This window comes from Streptomyces sp. BE20 (assembly GCF_036322525.1).
Classification (GTDB): domain Bacteria; phylum Actinomycetota; class Actinomycetes; order Streptomycetales; family Streptomycetaceae; genus Kitasatospora.
The window spans coordinates 97409-120749 of the sequence record NZ_JAQYWW010000957.1 but is presented as its reverse complement, the minus strand read 5'-3'; the positions used below and the strand labels follow the sequence as shown (position 1 = coordinate 120749).

General features: G+C 72.6%; 20 protein-coding genes. 15 read left to right on the top strand and 5 right to left on the bottom strand.

Features of this window, described 5'->3' with window-relative positions:
* Positions 1 to 66: 66 nt before the first annotated feature.
* Positions 67 to 699: a TOPRIM nucleotidyl transferase/hydrolase domain-containing protein gene (locus PUR61_RS24180; RefSeq protein ID WP_329881477.1), complete on the top strand. Its 633-nt coding sequence runs from the start codon at positions 67 to 69 to the stop codon at positions 697 to 699.
* 184 nt (positions 700 to 883) lie between these two features.
* Here the strand turns inward: PUR61_RS24180 and PUR61_RS24175 are convergent, their stop codons facing one another.
* The gene (locus PUR61_RS24175; protein WP_329881476.1) at positions 884 to 2389 is read right to left on the bottom strand and encodes an MFS transporter; all 1506 of its coding nucleotides are present in this window, start codon (positions 2387 to 2389) and stop codon (positions 884 to 886) included.
* Between the two features lie 262 nt (positions 2390 to 2651).
* On the opposite strand from PUR61_RS24175, the gene htpG reads away from it, so the two are divergent.
* The 3 genes from htpG (at position 2652) to PUR61_RS24160 (ending at position 8682) form a co-directional block, all read left to right on the top strand.
* Complete coding sequence (htpG, locus tag PUR61_RS24170) at positions 2652 to 4568, top strand: molecular chaperone HtpG (protein WP_329881475.1); 1917 nt, start codon at positions 2652 to 2654, stop codon at positions 4566 to 4568.
* A 643-nt stretch (positions 4569 to 5211) separates the two neighbouring features.
* A complete protein-coding gene (locus tag PUR61_RS24165; protein WP_329881474.1) occupies positions 5212 to 6411 on the top strand; it encodes a hypothetical protein in 1200 nt (399 codons plus the stop codon).
* A 60-nt stretch (positions 6412 to 6471) separates the two neighbouring features.
* Positions 6472 to 8682 (top strand): tetratricopeptide repeat protein, encoded by a 2211-nt coding sequence (locus PUR61_RS24160; protein WP_329881473.1) that lies wholly within the window; start codon positions 6472 to 6474, stop codon positions 8680 to 8682.
* 151 nt (positions 8683 to 8833) lie between these two features.
* Here the strand turns inward: PUR61_RS24160 and PUR61_RS24155 are convergent, their stop codons facing one another.
* The 4 genes from PUR61_RS24155 to PUR61_RS24140 all read right to left on the bottom strand — a co-directional run bounded on the left by PUR61_RS24155 (position 8834) and on the right by PUR61_RS24140 (position 11764).
* Positions 8834 to 9397: a DUF6545 domain-containing protein gene (locus tag PUR61_RS24155; RefSeq protein WP_329881472.1), complete on the bottom strand. Its 564-nt coding sequence runs from the start codon at positions 9395 to 9397 to the stop codon at positions 8834 to 8836.
* Positions 9394 to 9942: a ParH-like protein gene (locus tag PUR61_RS24150; protein ID WP_329881471.1), complete on the bottom strand. Its 549-nt coding sequence runs from the start codon at positions 9940 to 9942 to the stop codon at positions 9394 to 9396. The genes PUR61_RS24155 and PUR61_RS24150 overlap by 4 nt, the downstream gene beginning before the upstream one ends.
* A 91-nt stretch (positions 9943 to 10033) precedes the next feature.
* Positions 10034 to 10453 carry an XRE family transcriptional regulator gene (locus PUR61_RS24145; RefSeq protein WP_329881470.1) on the bottom strand — a complete coding sequence of 140 codons (420 nt, stop codon included), beginning with the start codon at positions 10451 to 10453 and terminating at the stop codon, positions 10034 to 10036.
* Between the two features lie 315 nt (positions 10454 to 10768).
* Positions 10769 to 11764, bottom strand: coding sequence for a helix-turn-helix transcriptional regulator (locus PUR61_RS24140; RefSeq protein ID WP_329881469.1), 996 nt, complete (start codon positions 11762 to 11764; stop codon positions 10769 to 10771).
* 333 nt (positions 11765 to 12097) lie between these two features.
* Between PUR61_RS24140 and PUR61_RS24135 the strand changes: the two genes are divergently transcribed.
* The 11 genes from PUR61_RS24135 to PUR61_RS24085 all read left to right on the top strand — a co-directional run bounded on the left by PUR61_RS24135 (position 12098) and on the right by PUR61_RS24085 (position 23268).
* Complete coding sequence (locus PUR61_RS24135; RefSeq protein WP_329881468.1) at positions 12098 to 12763, top strand: LysE family translocator; 666 nt, start codon at positions 12098 to 12100, stop codon at positions 12761 to 12763.
* A 299-nt stretch (positions 12764 to 13062) separates the two neighbouring features.
* Positions 13063 to 14556: an AMP-binding protein gene (locus PUR61_RS24130; protein WP_329881467.1), complete on the top strand. Its 1494-nt coding sequence runs from the start codon at positions 13063 to 13065 to the stop codon at positions 14554 to 14556.
* 1 nt (position 14557) lies between these two features.
* Positions 14558 to 14821, top strand: coding sequence for an acyl carrier protein (locus PUR61_RS24125; RefSeq protein ID WP_329881466.1), 264 nt, complete (start codon positions 14558 to 14560; stop codon positions 14819 to 14821).
* Between the two features lie 2 nt (positions 14822 to 14823).
* Positions 14824 to 15831, top strand: coding sequence for a hypothetical protein (locus PUR61_RS24120; RefSeq protein WP_329881465.1), 1008 nt, complete (start codon positions 14824 to 14826; stop codon positions 15829 to 15831).
* Positions 15824 to 16678, top strand: a complete 855-nt coding sequence (trpA, locus tag PUR61_RS24115) for a tryptophan synthase subunit alpha (protein ID WP_329881464.1) — start codon at positions 15824 to 15826, stop codon at positions 16676 to 16678. Before PUR61_RS24120 ends, trpA begins: the two co-directional genes overlap by 8 nt.
* 12 nt (positions 16679 to 16690) lie before the next feature.
* Positions 16691 to 17065 carry an ectoine synthase gene (locus PUR61_RS24110; RefSeq protein WP_329881463.1) on the top strand — a complete coding sequence of 125 codons (375 nt, stop codon included), beginning with the start codon at positions 16691 to 16693 and terminating at the stop codon, positions 17063 to 17065.
* Positions 17066 to 17105: 40 nt separating this feature from the next.
* Positions 17106 to 18245, top strand: coding sequence for an acyl-CoA dehydrogenase family protein (locus PUR61_RS24105; protein WP_329881462.1), 1140 nt, complete (start codon positions 17106 to 17108; stop codon positions 18243 to 18245).
* A gap of 32 nt (positions 18246 to 18277) precedes the next feature.
* Positions 18278 to 18967: a transglutaminase-like domain-containing protein gene (locus PUR61_RS24100; RefSeq protein ID WP_329881461.1), complete on the top strand. Its 690-nt coding sequence runs from the start codon at positions 18278 to 18280 to the stop codon at positions 18965 to 18967.
* A gap of 44 nt (positions 18968 to 19011) precedes the next feature.
* Entirely contained in the window at positions 19012 to 20403 is a 1392-nt protein-coding gene (locus tag PUR61_RS24095; protein WP_329881460.1) for a TrpB-like pyridoxal phosphate-dependent enzyme, read from the top strand.
* 7 nt (positions 20404 to 20410) lie between these two features.
* On the top strand, positions 20411 to 21769 hold the full coding sequence (locus tag PUR61_RS24090) for a hypothetical protein (protein ID WP_329881459.1): 1359 nt from the start codon (positions 20411 to 20413) through the stop codon (positions 21767 to 21769).
* Complete coding sequence (locus tag PUR61_RS24085) at positions 21766 to 23268, top strand: UbiD family decarboxylase (RefSeq protein WP_329881458.1); 1503 nt, start codon at positions 21766 to 21768, stop codon at positions 23266 to 23268. Before PUR61_RS24090 ends, PUR61_RS24085 begins: the two co-directional genes overlap by 4 nt.
* Positions 23269 to 23341 lie beyond the last annotated feature (73 nt).

Here is a 23341-nt window from a genome sequence, read left to right as displayed (position 1 = left end):
CGTGCGGCGGCCGTGGTGCGCGGAAAAATCCGTGCCCGATCGCGTGCGCAGGAGCAGAATCGCCCTGTGGTGGACATGAGAGCGTTCCGGGACGCGGTCGTCGGCTGGGCGGCGGGCGGCCCCGAGGAACCGGCGCGGGAGTCGGCGGCGAGGGAACTGGCGGCGCGGCTCGGCGTGCGGACCGCGGTGCTGCTGGAAGGGCCGAGCGACCTGGAGGCCGTCGAGACGCTGGCGGCGCGCTGCGGCAGGGACCTGCCCGCCGAGGGCGTGTGCGCCGTCCCCATGGGCGGAGCCATGTGCGTCGGCCGCTACGCCGGCCTGCTCGGGCCGCCCGGGCTGGGTCTGCGGCTCGTCGGCCTCTGCGACGTGGGCGAGCAGGGCTTCTACGACCGCGGTCTGGATCGGGCCCGCGCGCCGCGCGAGGGGTTCTTCGTGTGCTCGGCGGACCTGGAGGACGAACTCATCCGGGCCCTGGGTGTGGCGCGGATCGAGGAGATCGTCCGGGCCGAGGGCGATCTCCCGGCCTGGCGGATCTTCGGACGCCAGCCCGCCCACCGGGGCGAGCCGCCGGAGCAGCAGATGCGGCGCTTCCTCGGCACGAAGAAGGGCCGCAAGATCCGCTACGGGCGCCTCCTGGCGGAGGCCGTCGACCTCGGGCAGGTACCCGCGCCCCTCGCGGGTCTGCTCGCCTGCCTGTGACCGCGCAGGAGGGGCGCGCTGCGGGGATCCGTGTCAGCGGGTGGCCGTAGGTTCGTGCGCAACGGCGGGCGGGACCGCCGTGCCGCCCCTCCGCACCGGATCGGGGCGAACATTTGTGCGGTGCGGTGCGGTGCGGTGCGGTGCCGGGACCGAACCGCACCGCACCGCCCACCGGCCGGGCCGGCTAGGCCGACGTCGTGCCGACGGCGCTCAGGGGCGAGGCCAGGGATTCCAGGCTGCGCCGTTCCGCGCGGACGCCGATCGCGGCCTCCACCAGCCCGGCGGCGGTCATCAGTCCCGCACCGATGCAGAACGCGAGGGTGGTGTCGGAGACGTTCCCGGTGCTCACCAGGCTGTTGAACAGCAGCGGCCCGCTGATGCCGCCGGCCGCCGTGCCGACGGCGTAGAAGAACGCAATGCACATCGCCCTGGTCTCCAGCGGGAAGATCTCGCTGACCGTCAGGTAGGCCGAACTCGCGCCCGCGGAGGCGAGGAAGAGCACGGCCGTCCAGCACGCCGTCATGGTGACGGCCGAGAGCGAGCCGTGCTGGAAGAGGGCGGCGGTGCCGAACAGCAGCAGGCCGGAGCCGAGGTAGGTGCCGGCGATCATCGGCTTGCGCCCGACCGAGTCGAAGAGGTGGCCGAGCAGCAGCGGGCCGAGGAAGTTGCCGACGGCGATCACCGCGAAGTAGTAGCCGGTGTCGCCCTGGGGGACGTCGAAGTACTGGGTGAGGATCACCGCGTAACCGAAGGTCACCGAGTTGTACAGGAACGCCTGGCCGATGAACAGCGCGAGGCCGAGCACCGTCCGGCGCGGGTAGCGGGCCACGACCGTGCGGGCGATCGTGACGAAGCCGAGCGGGGCGCGCTCACGGATCAGGATCGGCTCGTCGGTGAGCGGGGGCAGCGCGGTGCCGGTCTGCCGCTCGACGGCCCGTTCGGCCTCGGCGACCACCTTCTCCGCCTCGTCCGCGCGCCCGTGCGTGATCAGCCAGCGCGGACTCTCCGGGACGTGTCGGCGCACCAGCAGGATCACCAGGCCGAGGGCCAGACCCAGGCCGAAGGCGAGCCGCCAGCCGACGTCCGTGGCGAAGAGCGCGGTGTCGAGCAGGGCGATGGACGCGAACGCCCCGAACGCCGCGCCGATCCAGAAGCTGCCGTTGATGATCAGGTCGATCCGTCCGCGGACCCGGGCCGGGATCAGCTCGTCGACCGCGGAGTTGATCGCCGCGTACTCGCCGCCGATGCCGAAGCCGGTGAAGAAGCGGCAGACGAAGAAGAACCAGGCCGACGAGGAGAACGCCGTCACGGCGGTCGCGGCGAGGTAGACCGCGAGCGTCAGCATGAACAGTTTCTTGCGCCCCAGCCGGTCGGTCAGCCAGCCGAAGAACAGGGCCCCGCTGCACGCGCCCGCCACGTAGACGGCGGCGGCGACGGTGGTCACCTGGGTGGTCGAGATGGAGATCCCGCTGCCCTGCTCGGCGAGCCGGGCCGCCATGGTGCCGACGATCGTCACTTCCAGGCCGTCCAGGATCCAGACGGTGCCCAGGCCGATCACGATCCTCCAGTGCCAGCGGCACCACGGTAACCGGTCCAGCCGGGCCGGGACCCTGGTCTCGATCACGTCGTCGCTGCGGGAGGTGCGGGTCCGCTCTTCCGGTCGTTCGGACGGCTTCACCGGGTCGGCCATGACGGGTGTTCCTCTCGCGAGGTGTTCAGGACGCCCCCGCGTCTGCCCGGTCGCCCGGCGATCACACCGGCGGGTTCCCCGGCGGACGCGGCGGCCGGCCGCGGGCCCCCGCGCCGCCCGCGGCTCGGGACCCGGGCGGGTGGCGGACGGCCGGCGCGTGACGGCGGCCGGCGGGCTCGGCCTATCATTCCGGAGCCGACGGGGAGTCACCCGGACTCGCCCGTCCCGCCCAGCACGTTTCATCCCGAAAAGGAGCCTCCGAGTGGTTAGCACTGTCGAGACGCTGGAATTCCAGGCCGAGACGCGCCAGTTGCTCCGGTTGGTGATTCACTCGATCTACTCGAACAAGGACATCTTCCTGCGCGAGCTGATCTCGAACGCCTCCGACGCACTGGACAAGCTGCGGCTGGAGTCGCTGACCGACTCCGACCTCGACGCCGACACCTCCGACCTCCACATCCTCCTGGAGGTCGACGAGGCCGCCCGCACGCTGACCGTCCGCGACAACGGCATCGGCATGACCCGGGACGACGTCGTCGACCTGATCGGCACGATCGCCCGGTCCGGCACCGCCGGTCTGCTGGAGAAGATCAAGGAGACCCGGGACGCCGAGGCGGCGCAGAGCCTGATCGGTCAGTTCGGCGTCGGTTTCTACTCGGCGTTCATGGTCGCCGACCGGGTCACCCTGAGCACCCGGCGGGCCGGCACCGGTGCCGGGACCAGGTGGGAGTCCGACGGCGAGGGCACGTACAGCATCGAGGAGGTCGACGGACTGCCCGTGGGCACCTCGGTCACCCTGCACCTCAAGCCCGTCGACGGCGAGGACGGGGTCGCCGACTACCTGGCCGGGTGGAAGATCCGCCAGATCGTCAAGCAGTACTCGGACTTCATCCGCTGGCCGATCCGGATGGCGGCGGAGCGCCCCGGCGCCGACGGCGCCACCGAGCCCGGGGTCGACACGCTCAACTCGATGAAGGCCCTGTGGGCCCGGCCGCGCAGCGAGGTCACCGAGGCCGAGTACCACGAGTTCTACCGGCAGATCAGCCACGACTGGCTCGACCCGGCCGAGACGATCCACATGCGGGCCGAGGGCACCTTCGAGTACGAGGCGCTGTTGTTCATCCCCTCGCAGGCGCCGCTCGACCTGTTCTCGCGCGACACCCGGCGCGGCGTCCAGCTGTACGTCAAGCGCGTGTTCATCATGGACGACTGCGAAGCGCTGATGCCGGACTACCTGCGCTTCGTCAAGGGCGTGGTGGACGCCCACGACCTGTCGCTGAACATCTCCCGCGAGATCCTGCAGCACGACCGCCAGATCCGCGGCGTGCGCCGACGGCTGGTCAAGAAGGTGCTCGGCGCCCTCAAGAGCGTGCAGACCGCCGACGCCGAGCGCTACACGAAGCTGTGGGCCCAGTTCGGCCGGGTGCTGAAGGAGGGGCTGCTGGAGGACACGGACAACACCGAGGCCCTCCTGGAGCTGGTGTCGGCGGCCTCCACGCACGACGCGGAGCAGCCCACCACCCTGCGCGAGTACGTCGGACGCATGAAGGACGGCCAGGACGCGATCTACTACCTGGCCGGCGAGGACCGGGCCATGGTGGAGAACTCGCCCCACATGGAGGCCTTCGCCGCCCGGGGGTACGAGGTCCTGATCCTCACCGACCCGGTCGACGAGGTCTGGGTGGACCGGGTGCCCGCCTTCGACGGGCACCGTCTGCAGTCCGTCGCCAAGGGCCAGGTCGACCTCGGCGAGCCCGAGGACGGCGACCAGGACGCGGAGGCCGAGAAGGCCCGGCGCGAGCAGGACTTCGCCGCCCTGCTGCCGTGGCTGACGACGGCCCTGTCCGAGCAGGTGAAGCAGGTCCGCCTGTCGTCGCGCCTCACCACGTCGGCTGCCTGCGTCGTCGGCGACGCCCACGACATGACCCCGACCCTGGAGAAGATGTACCGGGCGACGGGGCAGCAGGTCCCCACGGTGAAGCGGATCCTGGAACTCAACCCCACGCACCCGCTGGTCACCGCGCTGCGCTCGGCGCACGAGGCGAACGCCGACGATCCCGCGCTCGCCGAGGTCGCCGAGCTGGTGTACGGCAGCGCGCTGCTCGCCGAGGGCGGCGACCTGCCCGACCCGGCCCGCTTCGCCCGGCTGCTGACCGCCCGTCTGACCCGGGCCCTGTGACCCGGGCCCGGTGACCGGTGGGGTGCGGCCCGCGGCGACCGGCCGCCGCGGGCCGCACCCCTGCCGCCGGCTTCCGGAGCGCCCTACGGCGGGCGATCCGGAAGCCGGACCGGAACTCAACTGAAGTAGATCATCCTCCGCCAGTCATTCATTTCAGTTTATATGTTGCCGAGGGACCTTTCTCCTGGGGCCGTGTCGATCCGGCCCGGAGTTGCGGCTGTCGCGCGCCGCGCGTCCCCTTCGAGCTGCGGAATCTCCCCGGATCGCCCGGGCGCCCCCGGATCGGGGGCGGCGATCCCTTGACGCGGTCACCACATCGTCAGCACTCTGGTGCCTGGCCGAGCTGATATGACTGAGCATCAGATGCTCATTCATCTCAGCTCATGGCTTCCCTGCGACCAGTGTGAAGGGAGGTGTCCGTCATGAAGAAGATCGTCGTCCGCAAGACCGGCCCGGTCCGTCTGACCAGCACGGCGCGTGCGCTGTACCTGCCGTGGGACTGCATGGTGCAGGCCTGATCCCTTTTCCCGGGGAAACGGGGGAGCGGTGTCGACCCGACATGGCACTGTCGACCGGCGCCGCTCCTCCTTCGCCCACCCCCTCCGCCCACCACCTCCGCCCACCCCCTTGCGGGAGGACACCCGTGCACTCCTCCGTGGACAGCAGCTCCGACGCCCCGGGCCTCGACCTGGACCGTCCGCTGCCACTGCGCCGGCTCGTCTACCTGGAGGAGGGCGACGAGGTCACCGTCGGCAGCCCGGAGACCGACACCTACGCCGTCCTCCCGGCCGACGGCGCCGAACTGGTCCGGATGCTGGCCGACGGCGTCACACCGCGCGAGGCCGCCCGGCGCTACGAGTCCGAGCACGGCGAGAGCGTCGACATCGCCGACCTGGTCGAGGCGCTCGTGGACCTGGACCTCGTCCGCTCCGCCGACGCCCCGGCGGAGGAGTCCGCACCCGTGCGCTGGCAACGGCTGGGCCGGGCCGTCTTCAGCCGGCCGGCACTGATCGGCTACGCGCTCGTGACGGCCCTCGCCGTGGTCGAGATGATCCGGGTCCCTCGGCTGGTACCCCGGATCGACAACCTCTTCTTCAGCTCCTCCTACACCCTCGTCGTGCTGATGCTGTTCTTCGGCCAGGCGCCGCTGCTCGCCCTGCACGAGGCCTTCCACGCGCTGGCCGGCCGCCGGCTCGGCCTGCGGTCGAGGCTCTCGGTCGGCCGCCGCCTGGTCTACCTGGTGCTGGAGACCTCCCTCGACGGGCTGGTCAGCGTGCCGAGACGGAAGCGCTACCTGCCGATCATGGCCGGCATGCTGGCGGACGTCCTGGCGATCGCCGTCCTCACCCTGGTCGCCGACGCGACGCACGGCGCCGCCCGGGGAGTGGCGTCGGTCTGCCTCGCGGTCGCCTACGCCACGACGCTGCGCCTCGCCTGGCAGGGCTTCTTCTACCTGCGGACCGACCTCTACGTCCTGCTCAGTACGCTCCTGGGCTCCGTGAACCTCCACGCCGCCGCCACGGACGTCCTGCGCAACGCCGTCCGGCGCGGCACCGGGCGCACGCCGCTGGACCTGTCCGTCCACCACCCGGTCGACCGGCGGGCCGCCCGCTGGTACGCCTGGCTGATGGTGGTGGGTTACGCGTTCACGCTCACCGTGTTCGCCGGCGTCGTCGTGCCGACGGCGTACCGCCTCCTGCACGATATGTGGCTGCGGCTGACCGGCCACGCCTCGGCGGCGGGCCGCCTCGACTCGCTCGTCCTCATGGTGCTCACCCTCGCGCAGACCGGCGCCGTCGTGGTCCTGGCCGCCCGGGAGCGGCGCGCCGCCCGGTCCGCCTGACCCCCGAACGCCCCGCCCCACCGCACCTCACCACGTCACCGCACGAAAGGCAGCTGCGTCATGGCCGAGCACCGCCACCACTGGGTCCGCGCCGCCCGGCGTCCCGACCGCGTCGACGCCCGCGAGCGGCTCGACCTGCCACCCGCCCTCGCCCTGGTGAACGCCGACCGCCGGCTGCGCGGGCCCTACACGGCCGTCGGGTCGATCCTGCGCACGATCGTCCCCGACGCGCTGGCGCGCTGCCCGGAGGCCGTCGCCGGACACGACATCGAGATCCTCTCCACCACGCCGGAGCTGCGCGACCTGGTGCCCGCCACCCGCGAGACGCTGACCTCGCTGGCGGTGCCCAAGGAGCGGACCCGCTTCTACTCCGCACTGCGCACCCTGCGGATCGCCCACGGTCTGGTCGAGTTCCTGGAGGCGTACCTGCGGGCGGTCGGCCCGGCCCCGCGCTCGCTGATCGTCGAGGACGCCCACCGGGCCGACCCCACCGACGGTGAGTTCCTCGCCGTCCTGCTGCGGCGGATCGACCCGGAGCTGCTCACCGTGGTGGTCACCACCGGGACCGAGGCGCCGGAGCGACCGGCCGGCCCCGGGAACGAGGTGCTGGCCGACGCGCTCGCCGCCCACTGCGCGGTGCTCGACGCGCCGGACGGGGGACGGCCGGCCGGGGACGCCGCCCGGACGGCGACCGGAACCGCCGCGCTCGGCCGCGCCCACGTCGCGGCGGACGGCGCAGGCGACGACCCCGACCGCATCGCCGCCTACCTGGCCCTGCCCGCCACCGAGCGCGCCCTGCTGCACGACCTGCGACGGGCGGAGCTGGAGACGGCCGGCGAGTCGTCCCTGCGGCTGGGGGCCATCGCCTGGCACGCGGAGCACGGCAGCGACCCGGCGGGCGTCGGGGCCGACACGCTGCGCCACGCCCTCGACCACTGCATGGACCTCGGCTACTACCACGCCGTCGTGGACCTCGGCGAGCGCGGGCGGCAGCTCGTCACCCACGAGAGCCACCCGACCCACTGGTGGGCCTTCACCACCAAGATGACCACCTCCTTCGCCGCGCTCGGCCTGGCCGATCTGGCGCTGCCGCTGTACGACGAGGCCCGGGCGCTCAGCGCCTCGCCCGAGGTCCACATGCAGGCCGCGTACGCCACGGCGATGCTCCACACCCGGCACTTCGACACCGACCGGCGCGACCACCGGCTCGCCCGGGGCTGGGTCAACCAGGCGATCGCCTTCGCCAGTTGGCACCCGGACCCGAAGGAGCGGGAGGCGCGCGTGGTGTTCAACCGCAACGGGCTCGCGCTGATCGAGGTCCACCAGGGCCGCCTCGAAGCGGCGTTGACGCTGCTGGACGGCTGCATCGCGACCCTCGACGAGACGCTGGAGCCGCACGAGCACGCGCTGCACCGCTCCGTGCTCCGCTACAACCGCGCTCAGGTGTACGCGGGCCTCCGCCGCCACGCCGAAGCCGTCGCCGACTACACCGCGGTGATCGAGTGCGACCCCAACTACTCCGAGTACTACTTCGACCGGGGCATGCTCTGGCGCGAACTCGGCCGTCCGGAACAGGCGCTCGCCGACTACGACCGCGCCGTCCGGCTCTCGCCACCCTTCCCCGAGGCCTACTTCAACCGCGCCGACGTCCTGGCCGAACTCGGCGACACCGACGCGGCGGTGGCGGACTTCGGGTACGTCCTCCAGCTCGACCCGGAGTTCCGTGACGCCCGCCTCAACCGGGCCTCCCTGCTGTTCGAGGCGGGTGAGTACCGGCTCGCCCGGGAGGACGTCCGGGCCGGTCTCGCGGGCGATCCGGAGAACCCCCGGCTGCTGTGCCTCAAGGGCCAGTTGCTGGCCGCCGAGGGTGAGGGAACCGCAGCCGCCGAGTCCTACGCGGCCGCGCTCGCCGCCGACCCCGGCTGCGCCCAGGCGTGGGCGCTGATCGGTGAACTCCGCTACCAGGAAGGCGATCTGGACGCGGCCGGCAGCAACCTGGCGCGTGCCGTCGAGCTCTCGACGGAGCCCGGCATCCGGTTCAACCTGGCCGTGGTCCACCACGACGCCGGGCGGTTCGGGGAGGCGCTCCGGCTCCTCGACGAGGTGGTCGACTCGACCGAGGACGTGGACGCCCGGCTGCAGCGGGCGCGTTGTCTCATCGGACTCGACCGGGTGGACAACGCCAGGGCCGACCTGCTCGCCTGCCTGGAGGCCGATCCCGAGTCCGCCGGGCAGGTGTACGAGCTGATGCCGGAGCTGGCCCGCGCCTGACACCGTCCGTCCCGCGTCCCACCGGGCGCGCCGTTCCCTCGCCCCGCCGGACCAGGCCGCCCCTGCCGCACCCGTCGCCCCCGTCGCCCCTGCCGTTCCCGCTGCCCCGCGCAACGGGGGCGGCAGGGGCGGCGGGGGCGGCGGCGTCCGGTCAGTGCGGTACCGCCGCCGCCCTGGCCAGCTCCTCGCGCACCCGCCTGCGGACGTGGGCCACCGCCGGCGAACCGGTGTACGCGGCGGCGACCCTGACCAGCCAGGCCGCCTCCTCGCGGAGGTCGGCCACCAGCGGGTGCGGCACGCACCCCTCGCCGGGCCCGGCGGGGAAGTGGTGCCGGGCCCGGGCCGCCTCCAGGACGGCGGCGATGGCGGCGGCCTCCACCACGACGGCGAACTCCTCGGCACGGGCCGGGCCGAGCACCTCCGCCACCCAGAGCGGGACGTGAGGATGCAGATGGGACCGGAGGGACAGCTGCCCGTCACGGATCTCGATGATCCGCCGGTACAGGGCGAACCGGATGTCCTGCCGCCGGGCCCTCGCCCGTCCGACGTTCCGGTCCTGGGTGACGAGTTCGATCTCCGGGACCACCGACCTCATCGCCGACCAGAGCGGGTCCAGCCTGCGGTGGTCACGCCGGGCGCGCGCCCGGCCGCCCCGGTCGTCCCAGCGGCTGACGGCACCGGCGAAGCAGGCTGCCGGTGTCGGCCACCCCGTCACCCGTGCCACGCCGCGCCGCGCGGCCCCGGCCGGCCGATCGTGCGCCACCACTGCGCCGTCCGGTCGGCCAGCCGGCCGATCGCGGTGGACCGGGGACGCTGCAGCGCCCGGTGCAGCGTCAGCGAGGCGACGAGCTCCGCCTCCTGCTCCTGCCGCTCCGTGTAGACCGACCGGCCGAGCACCCGGCGGACCAGCTCGTCCGGCAGCTGGGGTGTCAGCACGCGCGACACGACCGTGCTCAGTCCCGCGCCACCCGTGTGCGCGCAGAGCAGGTGACCGATCTCGTGCAGCACGATGTGCTGTTGGTGCAGGGCCGTGGTGTCGACCGCGTAGCCGATGTAGTCCGCGCGGTCGGTGCTGATCAGGACGCCGCACGGCGAGGGCGCCGGGCCGGAGAGGGGCATGAGCTCGATGGGCCTGCCGCGCAGCCGGGTGAGTGACTCGGTCAGTGCCGTGATGCCGAACGGTTCGGGAAGCGGTATCGACTCCGCGATGCCCCGACATCGCTGCCAGAGTTCATGGTCGACCCCACGCGAATGCCCCACGCCTGCCCCCCTGCTGTCCGACCGGCCCCGGTCGGGAGGCGATCCTACGGACGGGGGAGCGCGGGGAGAACCGCTTCGACGTCGATTTCCGCTACCTGCCACCGGCCTCGCGGCGGGCGATGGCCTCGATCATGTCGCTGATCGTGCCGAGGCCCTCGGGCGAGAGGGCCACCGCGCGCAGCGCCACGTCCCGGACGCCCGCGTCGCGCAGCGCTCCCAGCAGCGCCAGCTCCTCGGCGATCCGTGCGCTCTGCCGGTCGTCGAAGAAGTAGGTCGGCGGGACTTGGAAGAACTGTGCCAGCGCCTCCAGATGACGTTTCGTCGGGTTGTCCCGGCGGCCGGTCCGCAGCTGCCAGAGGTACGTGGCGGAGAAGCTCTCGCCGGTCGCCTCCCGACAGGCCCGGGCGACCTCCTCGTGGCTGTACTGCTCGCGGTCCGCGCGGCGGACGACGTCGAACAGCCGGTCCAGCTTCGCCGCGAGCGTGGACGCGACGGAGCCTGTGTCGGACACGGCCCACCCCTTCCCTCACCCCGTGCACACGCCCGGTGCGTGCGCGGACCGACCACTCCCGATGACCCGGGCCCGCGGAGCGGACCCGGGTCCTCATTCTAGGTGCCCCGTGGAGATGACGAGGGGGTACGCGGGGGACCGGTTCGATCGCACGGCCGGTGACCTGCGCGCGCGGTCGCACGCCCTGCCGGACACCCGGTCGTCCGGGAGGGGCCGGGTGTTGCGCCGGGTGTCGCGGTGGGCGGCGGTGGGCGGCGCCGGACCGCGGGGGCGGGCCGGCCCGGGCTCCTTCGGCCGGGCCGGCCCGCCCCCCGGCTACTTGAGCCAGCCCAGCTGTTGGGCCCGGACCCCGGCCCGGAAGCGGTTGTCCGCGCCGAGCTTCTCCATCAGGTCGTTCATCAGACGGCGCAGTGTCCGGGTGGAAACGCCGAGTTCGCGGGCTATCGCCTCGTCCTTGAAGCCGGCGTTCATCAGCCGCAGGATGCCCGCCTGCTGGCCGGTGAGCGGGGTGTCGACGGGGGTCTGGGGCGGCGGGGTGTCGGTGCCGAGCTCGACCGCCGACTGCCAGCAGTGCTCGAAGACCCGTCTGAGCAGGCGGGTGATCACCGGGCCGCGGGTGACCATGGCGGTGGGCTGCGCCTCCGTGCCGAAGGCCGGCGTGAAGGCCATCACGTCGTCGATGACGATCAGGCGGAACGGGATGGTGGGAGCCAGCCGGATCTGGACCCCGGAGCGCTGCATCTCCTCCAGCAGGGCGAGGCCCTGCGGCAGCCGCGCGGTGGAGGCGAGGTGGATGGTGCGCATCCCCACGCTGCGGTTGACGACCTTCTGGTTGCGTTCCAGACGGGCCTTGGAGCGGCTCTCGACGACCGGGCCGGGGTGCATGCTCAGCACCTCGTCCTGGGCGAGCTCGGTGCAGTCCTCCAGCACTTCGGAGATGTGGTCGAGGCCGACGATCAGTTCGGCGGGCGCGAGGCTCTCCTGCTGCTGGTACTGGTCGGCGAGTTCGGTGGTGAGGAGCCGCATCGCCTTGCGGACCCGGATGGTCTCCTCCAGCCAGCGTACGGCGGTCTGCTCGGCCTGCTGCGCGAGGCGGTTGAGCGCGACCTCGGTGGAGGTGACGGTGGGCCGCCCGCTGCCGCGGCCGGACCCGGTCAGTAACCCGAGCTCGGTGAGCAGCGCCGTGGCCTCGTGGAGGGAGGCCGGATCCAGGCCCGACCGGGCGCAGATCTCGGGTGTGCTCAGGTTCGGCTCGTTCCGCAACTGCCGGTAGAGGTCCGTCAGGACCTTCCGGTCGCGCTCAAGATCCATTGCTAACTCCGTGGTGGTGGTTCTGCTGCTCTGTGGTGCCCCCGTGGATAACCTGGCCGTCACCAGTCACGGCACCTATGGGACAGCTGTGATCCCTGGACTTGCCGAAGTGCGGTCGGCAGGATCGAAGGAACTTCGCTTGGGAAACAGAGTACGGCGGAGCTGAGACAAAGATCGATTAATTCGCTGGGGGGATGAGTAACATGGTGGCCATTCGGCAATCATTTCAGTCGGCTTGGGTGGGTTTCGGATTCCCGGGCGGGCGTGACGGGGACCTTGAGTGGGGCTGAGCCGTCCGGCTCGCTCCGCAGCTGACGGAGGGGGATGGGCCCGGTGGAGTTGACGCTCCCGTCGATGGCGGCGCTGCTGCTGTTCGTGCCGACGGTGGTCGCGGTGGTCGCGGTGCCCGGGCCGAACATGCTGCTCATCCTCAGTCGTGGCATCGGCCAGGGCCGGCGGGCGGCGTTCGCCTCGGCGCTCGGGGTGGAACTCGGCACGCTGGTCCACGTCCTGGGCACCGTGGTCGGGGTGTCGGCGCTGATCGCCGCCTCCGCCACGGCGTTCGACGTGGTGAAGTACGCCGGCGCCGCCTACCTGGTGTACCTGGGCATCCGCACCCTGCTGTCCAAGGGGGGCGCGCTGGGCGAGGGCCCGGCGGGCTCGGACAGCCCCCGGTCGGTCGGGACGCTGCTGCGCCAGGGGGCTCTGGTGAACGTGCTCAACCCCAAGGTCGCCCTCTTCTTCCTGGCGCTGCTGCCGCAGTACGTCGACCCGGAGCGGGGCTCCGGGGCGAGTCAGACCCTGGTGCTGGGGCTGGTGTTCTTCGCGATCGCCCTGGCCATGGATCTGGTGTACGCGGTGGCCTCGGTCGGGGTGGGCGCATGGCTCGCCCGTAGTGTGCGGTTCGCCCGTGCCCAGAAGTACATCACCGGCTGTACGTATCTTCTGCTGGGTATCTCCGCCGCGTTCGCGCAGCCTTCGGGGCGGCGCGCGGGCTGATCGGGCCGCCCCGGTTCCGGATTGCGGGATTCCACCTTCGGTATTCCGTCACGCGGAACTCCTCCGCGCCGACCGGGCGGTTTATCGGTCAACTTCTTCAGGTGTATTCATCTATTTACCCATGGACGAGTGCGGCCGCCCACGCCTGCGGCCGCCCGCCACCTGGCGATTCATCCTGCGCACATTTTCGGCGGCAGCCGTAATCGGCTTTCGGCTGCCCGCGCAGAACCGCTCAGACAGTCCGCAGACCACTCAGACCCACTCAGATACTCCCAGGACGTGAGACGGAGGACCGTTCGATGCCGTGGAGATCCCTCCCTGGCCGGATCGCCGAAGAGGCGAGAGTCCGCCCGCAGGCGCCGGCACTGCTCTGGCACGCGGACGAGGTGAGCTACGCCGAACTGCACCGCATGGCCGGTGCCGCCGCCGCGCGGCTGGCCGGGCTGGGCCTGGGCCCCGCAGAACCGGTGGCCATGGTGGCGAAGAAGTCGCCGCAGGCCGTCGCCGTGGTGCTGGCCTGCCTGATGCTCCGCCGGCCGGTGCTGTTGCCCTCGGCGGAGCTCGGCGCCGAGACCCTGGCCGCCCTGGTGGACCGCTGTGGCGCCCGACGCCTGCCAGACCCGATCCAACTGACCGAAGGACACGAGGAGTTCACCTTCGAGGGTGACCATGACCCGGAGGACGTGGCGCTGCTCCTGACCACGTCGGGCTCGACCGGGCTGCCCAAGGTCGTGCCGCTGACCGGTGGCGCGGTGACGCGGTTCGCCGACTGGGCCGCCGAGCAGTTCGGCATCGGCCCGGAGAGCACGGTGCTCAACTACGCACCGCTCAACTTCGACCTGTGCCTGCTCGACATCTGGACCACGCTCAGCCGCGGCGGGTGTGTCTCCCTGGTGGACCAGGACCTCGCCGCCAACCCGGCCCACCTGCTGGCGCAGTACCGCGCCCGGCCGGTCCAGGTCGTGCAGGGCGTCCCGATGCTCTACCAACTGCTCACCCAGGCCGCCGCGGGCGACCCGGCGCTGGTGCTGGACGGTGTGGAACACGCGCTGCTCACCGGCGACGCCGTCAGCGCCCGCGGCTTCGAACCGCTGCCGGCACTCCTGCCCAAGGCGGTCTTCCACAACGTCTACGGCTGCACCGAGACCAACGACAGCTTCCTCCACACGATCGACCCGGCGGACCCGATGCCGTACGGTACGGTGCCGATCGGCCGGCCGATCGACGGGGTCGACGCGCTGGTCCTGGACGAGGACGGCGTCGAGCTCGCCGGGCCGGGCCGCGGTGAACTCGTGGTCTCCACACCGTTCCAGACCGCCGGGTACCTGGACGCCGAGCTCGACCGGGGCGTCTTCTCCGAGCGGGCCGGAACCCGCTACTACCGCACCGGGGACCTGGTACGCCGTCACGACGACGGGGTGCTGACCCTGGAGGGCCGGCGGGACTTCGTGGTGAAGGTCCGTGGTGTGCGGATCAACACGGCCGAGGTCGAGACCGCCCTGCGCAGCCACCCGGCCGTCACCGAGGCGGCGGTGATCGCCGTCCCCGACGAGCTCGCCGGCACGCGACTGCACGCCGTCGTGCAGCGCGCCGAGGGCGGGAAGCTCAACTCCCTGACCATCCGCCAGCACGCCGCCGGGCTGCTGCCCCGGGTGGCCATCCCCGCCACCGTCGAGCTGGTGGACACCCCGCTGCCCCGCACCGGCACCGGGAAGCTCGACCGCAAGGCCGTCCAGCGCCGCCTCCTGCAGGCGCGGACCGACCGACCCGACACCACTGCCACCGGAGGCTGACATGGCGCGCACCGACGACATCAAGCGGTACCTGATCGATCAGTTCCTGCTGGAGGTCACGGTCGAGGAGATCGACGACGACTTCGACCTGCTGGCGAACGGCGTGATCGACAGCCTCGGCCTGCTGACCCTGGTCGGCTGGCTGGAGAACACCTACAAGCTGGACATCGACGCGCTCGACATCGTGCCGGACAACTTCCGCTCGGTCGCCTCGATCGACGCCTTCCTCGGTCAGGCCGAGCCGGTGGCGAGCGGAGCCAGCTGACCGTGTCCGATCTGCTGCAGAGCCTGGTCCGGGGCACCGAACCGGTGGAACGCCCGGTCTGGGCCGACTTCTGGGAGCGGCTGCACGAGCGCCGGCTGACGAACGGCGAGGCCCTCGCGGTGCTCGCCTCGCTCTCCACCCGCACCCCCGTGACGCCGACCCTGGAGTCCTTCCTCGGCTCGCTGGCCGACCGTGCCGCGCCGCTGCCGGCCCGCTGGCCCGGCGTCGTCAACCTGGTCGGCACCGGGGGCGGCCCCGCCACCTTCAACCTGACCACCGCCGCCGTCCTGGTGGCCGCGGCGACCGGGGTGCCGATCGTCAAGACCGGGTCGCGCGGCTACAGCAGCCGGTACGGCTCGATCGACATCCTGGACCGGCTGGGGCTGCCGACCGCGCGCTCGTACGCCGAGTGCGAGGACCTGCTCGGCCGCTTCGGCCTGGCCTTCGCCTCCGGGTTCGTCTACCCGGTCGAGCTGACCGAACTGGCGCGCGCCGTGCTGCCGTACGGCATGCAGCAGATCGGCCGGTTCGTCAACCTGCTCGGCCCGTTCCTGGCCGCGGTGCCCGTCGAGGTCCAGCTGACCGGTGTATCGTCGCCTGAACTCTGGGACGGATTCGCCGAGTTGGCGGCCGACCGGCGAGTCTGGCTGATCCGCAACGACCTCGGTGTGGACGAGCTGCTCAGCTTCACCGGGAACACCGTGCGGGCGAACGGCACGGAGCTGGCCGTCGGCCCCGGCACGGTGGGCGCGGCGGGCGGCACCCTCGCCGACCTCCGCCCGGCCGCGGAGGGCACCGACGCGGCCGAGCACCTGCTGGACCTGCTCCGGGGTCACGGCCCGGCGGCGGCGGTGGAGAGCATCTGCCTCAACGCGGCGGCCGCGGCGGTCGCCGCCGGCCGGACCACCGACTGGGCGGAGGCGTTCGCCACCGCCCGGGCGGCGGTGGTGGACGGCGCGGCGGTCGGGCTCGTGGAGCGGCTGCGCCGGGAGGTGCGGGCCGGTGTCTGACCCCACCGAGCACGACGGCCGGCCGGCGGGCGGGTTCTTCGCCGGCCGCAGCTCCGCCGACCCGGGTCTGGCGCTGTTCCTCAACGCCGGTGACCCGGGCCTGGACCGGCTCGCGGACCTCGTCCGGCTGCTGGACGAGGAGCGGGTGGACTGCCTCGAACTGGCCGTGCCGTTCCCCGACTCGGTGACCGACGGCCCGGTCATCCGGCGCTCCGCACGGCGGGCGCTGGAGCAGGGCGTCGACCTGGACGCGGTGCTCGGCTTCGTCGAGCGCGTCCGGCCGGAGCTGAGGCACACCCGGATCGCGCTGCTGGCCGACTGGGGCCACTCGGTGAAGCCGGTGGGCCTGGAGGAGTTCCTGCGCAGGGCCCGGGACGCGGGAGCGGACGCGACCCTGCTGCACGGCCTGCCGCCGCTGGCCAGGCGGCGGTACCTGGAGGCCGCGGAGCGGATCGGACAGCCGGTGGTCACCACCTGCTACCCGAACTCGCCCCGCGAAGTCCTTGCCGAGAGTGCCGAGTTCGCCTCGGCGTACCTGTACCTGGTGGCCCACTTCGGCCGCTCGGGCACGGCCCCGGCCCCGGACCGCTCGGCGCTCGCGCCGGTGGTCGCCACCCTCAAGGGGCTCACCCCGGCCCCGGTGGCCGTGGGATTCGGGGTCCGCACCGCCGAGGACGTCTCGGCCATGGGGGACCTGGGCGCGGACGCGGCGATCGTCGGAAGCGCCCTGGTGGCGGAGGTCGAACGGGTCCTGGAGACCGGTGGTGACCTGCTCGCCGAACTCGCGGGATTCATCGGTGGCCTGCGTCACCGACCCGTGCACGAAGAACAACTGTCCAATCACTGAACGGAGTTCGTCATGATCATTCGCAAGCTGGAGGACGTCAGAACGGTCGAGTGGGGCAACGGCGTCAGCCGCCGCTTCCTCCTGGAGTCGGACCGGATGGGCTACTCGGTCACCGACACGGTCGTGGCGGCCGGCACCAAGTCGCTGCTGGAGTACAAGCGGCACCTGGAGGCCTGCTACTGCATCTCCGGCCGCGGCGAGGTCGTCGACATGGCGGGCAACAGCCACGTCATCGAGCCCGGCACGCTCTACGCGCTGGACCAGCACGACGCGCACTGGCTGATCGCCTGGCCGGAGGAGGACCTGCGCCTCGTGTGCGTCTTCACCCCGGCGCTGCGCGGCGACGAGGTCCACGACCTCACCGGCGCCTCGTCCTCCCACTACTGATCCCGCCCGCGCCACCGACCACCGACCGGGGAATGAAGCGATGATCGAATGGTCCGCCGATCGGCGCGAGTTGCGCGACGGCCTGACACCGTGGTTCGAGAAGTTCGGCGACGACTACCTGGCCCACGACAAGGCCGCGCGGTTCCCGCGCGGACCCTGGCAGGCCGTGGTCGACTCGGGCCTGCTCGGGCTGCCGTTCGAGCCCGAGTACGGAGGGCTCGGCCAGGACCTGCTGACCACCATGTACGTCCTGGAGGGACTCGGCCACGGCTGCCGCAACGGCGGGCTCAACTTCTCCGTCACCACCAGCATGGTGAGCGTCGGAGTCCCGCTGCAGCGCTTCGGCACGGCCGCCCAGAAGGAGCGGTACCTGACCGGGGTGGCTGGGGGCGGCCTCATCGGAGCCCACGCGATCAGTGAACCCGGCGGTGGCTCGGACGCGCTGGCGATGCGTACCACCGCCGTGCCCGACGGCGACGCGTACGTGCTGAACGGGAGCAAGACCTTCGTCAGCAACGGACCGGTGGCGGATGTGATCGCGGTCTACGCCAAGACCGATCCGACCGCCGGTCCGCTCGGGGTGACCACCTTCCTGGTGGAGCGTGACACCCCCGGGCTGACCGTCGGCAACCCGATCGAGAAGATGGGCCTCAAGGCGTCCCCGATGTCGGAGCTGTTCTTCGACGACTGCCGGGTGCCGAAGGCCAACGTGATCGGCCGGCCGGGCACCGGGTTCCTGGTGCTCGACCACGTGATGAAGTGGGAGATCCTCTGCTCCTTCGCCGTCACCGTCGGCGAGATGCAGCGCCGGCTGGAGCAGTGCATCGCCTACGCCAAGGAGCGGACCGCGTTCGGGCAGCCGATCGGGTCGTTCCAGCTGGTGGCCGGCCGGATCGTGGAGATGCGGATCGGCGTCGAGACCTCGCGGCGGTGGCTCTACGACACCGCCGAGGCCCTCCTCGCCGGCCGGGACATCACCGTCGACCTGGCCTCCGCCAAGCTGGTGGTCAGCGAGGCGAACGTGGCGTCCGCCCTGAACGCCGTGCAGATCTTCGGGGGCAACGGCTACATGGCCGAGTACGGCGTCGAGCAGGAACTGCGCAACGCCGTCGCCGGGACGATCTACTCCGGCACCTCCGAGGTCCAGCGGGTCCGGATCGCCACCATGCTCGGCCTGTGAGCGCCCCCTTCCCAGAGTACGGAGTCCTCCCCATGTCGAGTGACGTGTCCGCCACCCTGGCGGCGACCGACTTCATCGACCACACCGCGCCGGAGGTGAGCGCCTTCGTCGCCGAGGTGCTGCCGGACGGCGGTACGGACGACCGCGACCGCGCGGTGCGGCTGTACTACGCCGTGCGGGACCGGATCAACTACGAGATCTACGGCGCGGAGTTCACCCGCGAGGCACTGACCGCCAGCGGGACCCTGCGGGCGAAGCGCGGCATGTGCATCCACAAGTCGCTGGTGTACCTGGCGGCGCTCCGCTCGGTCGGCGTCCCCGGCCGCCTGGTGCTCACCGACGTGCGCAACCACCTGGCGTCCGAGCGGATCAAGGAGTACGTCGGAGGCGACGTCTTCTACTACCACGCGCTCACCTCCGTCCAGCTGGACGGGCGCTGGGTGCGGGCCACCCCGGTCTTCAACAAGCTGCTCTGCCGTCTCTACGGGATGAAGCCGCTGGAGTTCGACGGGACGGCCGACAGCGTGCACCACCCCTTCGACGAGCACGGCGCCCGGCAGATGGAATTCCTGCACGAGCACGGCGAGTTCGACGACCTGCCGTACGACCTGGTGCTGACCGGGATGCGCCGTGAGCACCCCGGTCTGTTCGCCGGGCCGGAATCCCGGCGGTTCACCGCCGGTTCGCTGGTGGCCGACGCGGCCGCCCGCCGCACCACCTGACACCTCTTCCCCGCGACCCACCACCAGGCCCGGAGGCCGACACCGTGGACACCATCAAGTACCAGCTGGCCGATTCGCAGATCCCGACGTCCTGGTACAACCTGGCCGCCGACCTGCCCGTGCTCTCGCCCCCGCTGCACCCGGGCACGGGGCAGCCCGCGACGGTCGAGGACCTGGTCGGGATCATGCCGAAGGAGCTGGCCGAGCAGGAGCTCACCCTGGAGCGGGACATCGAGATCCCCTCCGTGGTCCGGCAGATCTACGCCCAGTGGCGGCCGGCGCCGCTGTTCCGGGCCCGCCGCCTGGAGAAGCTGCTCGACACCCCCGCGCGGATCTACTACAAGTACGAGGGCGGCAGCCCGGCCGGCAGCCACAAGCCCAACACCGGTATCGCGCAGGCCTTCTACAACAAGGAGGCCGGCATCCGCCGGCTCGCCACCGAGACCGGGGCCGGGCAGTGGGGCTCCTCGCTCTCCCTCGCCGGGGCCTTCTTCGGTCTGGAGGTCAAGGTCTTCATGGTGAAGGTCAGTTACCACCAGAAGCCCTACCGCCGCGCGCTGATGCACGCGTACGGCGCGACCTGCGTGCCCAGCCCGTCGACCGAGACCGCCGCCGGGCGCGGCATCCTGGCGGACGACCCGGACTGCCCGGGAAGCCTCGGCATCGCGACGTCCGAGGCGATCGAGGTCGCGATGAACGACCCGTTCACCAACTACGCGGGCGGCAGCGTGCTCAACCACGTCGCGCTGCACCAGACGGTGATCGGCAAGGAGGCACTGCTCCAGCTGGAGATGGCCGACGACTACCCGGACATCATCATCGGAGCGGCCGGCGGCGGCAGCAACCTGGCCGGCCTGGCCTTCCCGTTCCTCGGCGAGCAGCTGCGCGGCGGGCGCCGGGTGCGGGTGATCGCCGCGGAGCCGTCCGCCTGCCCGAGCCTCACCCAGGGCCGGGTCGCCTACGACTTCGGCGACACCACCGGACTGACCCCGCTGCTGAAGATGCACACCCTCGGCCACTCCTTCGTGCCGCCCGCGATCCACGCCGGCGGCCTGCGCTACCACGGCATCGCGCCGCTGGTCAGCCAGGCGCTGGAGGACGGCCTGCTGGAGGCGCGCGCCGTCCCGCAGACCAGCTGCTTCGAGGCCGGCGTGACCTTCGCCCGCACCGAGGGCATCGTGCCCGCGCCCGAGTCCACCCACGCCATCCGGGTGGCCATCGACGAGGCGCTGCGGCTCAAGGAGGAGGGCCGCTCCGAGGCCATCCTGTTCGGACTCTCCGGCCACGGCCACTTCGACCTCTCCGCCTACGAGAAGTACCTGGGCGGCGAGCTCGTCGACGAGGGCTTCGACCAGGAGCTCGTCGCGCGCTCGCTGGCCCGGCTGCCGGAGCAGTTCGGGTCGGGCTCCACCGGTACCCAGGCCACGGGGAGCTGAACGAACCGTGCGGCTGAAGGTGTGCGGGGTCACCGGTGAGGACCAGCTGCGGCTGCTCGCCGGAGCCCCGGTCGATCTGGTCGGGCTCTGGTACGGCGTGCCGGACGGGCCCGCGGACCTCGACCTGCCGGAGCTGGTCCGACTGGCCGAGTGCGCGCGCTCGGCCGGCGGGCCGGCCCCGGTCCTGGTGACCCTGCTCGCCGACCCGGCGGCACTGCGCGAAGCGGTCACCGCCTCGGGGGTGTCGCGGGTGCAGTTGCACGGCTACGCGACACCCGCCCAGGTGGCGGCGATCCGCGCGGAGCTGCCCGGCGTCGAGCTGCTGAAGGTGCTCCACGTCCGGGACGGCCGGGTGCTGGAGAAGCCGCTGATCGGGGCCTACGAGCAGGCGGGCGTGGACGTCTTCCTGTTCGACTCGGTGGGCGCCGACGGCCGGATCGGCAGCACCGGTGTGCCGCTGGACGCGGACGCCGTCGAGGCGGTGCTCGGGCGGCTGACCAAGCCGTTCATGCTGGCCGGCGGGATCAGCGCGGTCAACTCCGCCGCGTACCGGACCGTCCGGAGCCGCCCCGGCTTCGACGGCATCGACGTGGACAGCGCCGCGCGCGGTCCGGGCGGCGCCTTCGACACACAGCGGGTCGAGCGGATCAGCTCGGCCTGGCAGCCCGCCGCCGGGGCGTTCCCGGCGGCGCTGCTGGCCGCCCGGCTGCCGGTCGTCATGGAGCTCAAGGCCCGCAGCGCCCACGGCGAGGACCTGTTCCGCGGCCGGCCGGTGCAGGAGATCGTGGACCGGTACACCCGGCTGGGCGCGCCCGCGCTCTCGGTGGTCACCGGCTCCTGGTTCGGCGGCACCCCGGCGCTGCTGGACGAGGTCGTCGCCGCCACCGAACTGCCGGTCCTGGTCAAGGACTTCTTCACCAAGGACCGGCAGCTCGCGGCAGCCCGCGCGGCCGGTGCGGCGGCCGTCCTGCTCACCGCCACGGTGCTGCCGCGCGGGGTGCTGCCCGGGCTGATCGAGTCCGCCCTGGCCCACGGGCTGACCCCGTTCGTCGAGGTCACGGACGAACGCGAGCTGGCGACGGTGGTGCACGGCGAGTCCTGCGTGGTGGCCGTCAACAACAAGGACATCCGGCAGAAGGAACAGGACGCGCCCGACCTCGGCCGCAGCCTGCGCCTGCTGCCCGACGTCCTGGCCACCGGGACCAGGGTGCCCGTCAGCGCCAGCGGCATCGAGACGCCGCAGGACGCCAGGGGGCTGCTGGCCGCCGGGTACCGGGGCCTGCTGATCGGCACCGGCCTGCTGCGCCACCCCGACCTGGACGGCTGGTTCGGCGAGCTGGGCGAAGGAGCCGTGGCGACGTGGTGACCATCTACCCCCACCCCGCGGCGGAGACCGTGACCGCCGGGCTCTCGCTGCGCGCCGCGCTGGCCGGGCTGCCGGTGCTCGGCCGGGACGAGCCGATCGCCCGCGAGGCGGTCGCCGCCGACTTCGCCGAGCGGTACTCCGGCGTGCCGGCGGTCGGCCTGGCCCGGCCCGAACCGGCGGTGCTGTACACCGGGGTGCTGCCCGGCGCGGCCGGCCCGGCCGACGCGACGGACCCGCCCGGTCGTCCGGTGCCGTCCGGCCGCCCGGTCCCGCCGGTGCTGCTCGGGCTGTACGGCGACGAGGACCGGGTGCGCGGCTGGCTGCCCGGTCTGCCCCGGCACACCACGCCGCGGAGCGCCGCCGCCCTGGTGGCGGCCGGCCTCCCGCCGGTGCGGACGGACACCGCGCCCTGCCAGCAGGTGGTGGCGGGGGAGGTGGACCTGCGGGAGCTGCCGGTGCTCACCGCCACCCCCCGGGACGCCGGGCCGTACCTGACCGCCGCGCTCGTGCACGCGGGCGACGCCGCCACCGGGGGCAGCGCGCTCTCCGCGCACCGGATGCTGGTGATCGGCCGGGACCGGCTGACCGTCTGGATGGTGCCCGGCCGGCGGCTCGGGCAGCTCCACCAGGAGGCGGTGGCGCGCGGCGAACGCCTCCCGGTCACCGTCAACATCGGGGTGCCGCCCGCCGCGATGATCGCTTCGGCGATCAACTCCCGCTTCCTGCCGACCGGTTCGGACAAGCTGACGGTGGCCGGCGGCCTGGCCGGGGCGCCGGTCGGGCTCGTCCCCGCACTCACCCAGCCCGGTGCGACCGCGCTCGCGGAGAGCGAGATCGTGCTGGAGGGGTTTCTGGACGGCACGCTGGCCGACGAAGCCCTGCCGGGCTCCCGGCCGGACGGCTCGCTCCCGGAGTTCCTCGGCTACGACGGGCGGGCCAGGAGCGGGCTGCCGGTGCTCACCGTCACCGGTGTCACCACCCGGCGCGACCCGCTCTACCAGGCCGTGATCGGACCCGGCCGCGAGCAGTCGCACATCCTGGGCGCCGCCGGTGCGCTCTCGGTGGCCCTGTCGCTGCCGTCCGCGCCCGCGCTGCACGTGCACGACCTGCACTTCTCACCCGCGGGGGGCGGCATGCTCCTGCTCGCCGTCGCCGTCCGCAAGGAGTCCGCCGAGGGGGACCGGGCACTGGCCGCACTGGCCGAGGAGGTCGTGCGCCGGCACCCGTTCGTCAAGACGGTGCTCTTCACCGACGACGACGTCCGGATCCGCAGCGCCGAGGAACTGCTGTGGGCCCTCACCACCCGGGCCAACCTCGGCGCGGACTGCGTCGAACTGCCCGGGCACCCACCGGTCCCGATGGACCCGTCGCAGACCGCCGAATGGGCGGGGGAGCGCGGCGGTCCGCCGGAAGCGCCGGCCCGCACCTTCGTCGACGCCACCACCCCCTACCGGCTCCGCACCCGCACCGAGCGCAGCTTCCGGTCCGCACAGAGCTGACCACCGGGGCCGGCGCACCCCGCACCGCGAGCGCCACCGCTCAACGACGCGTCACCGAGCACGATGCCACCTC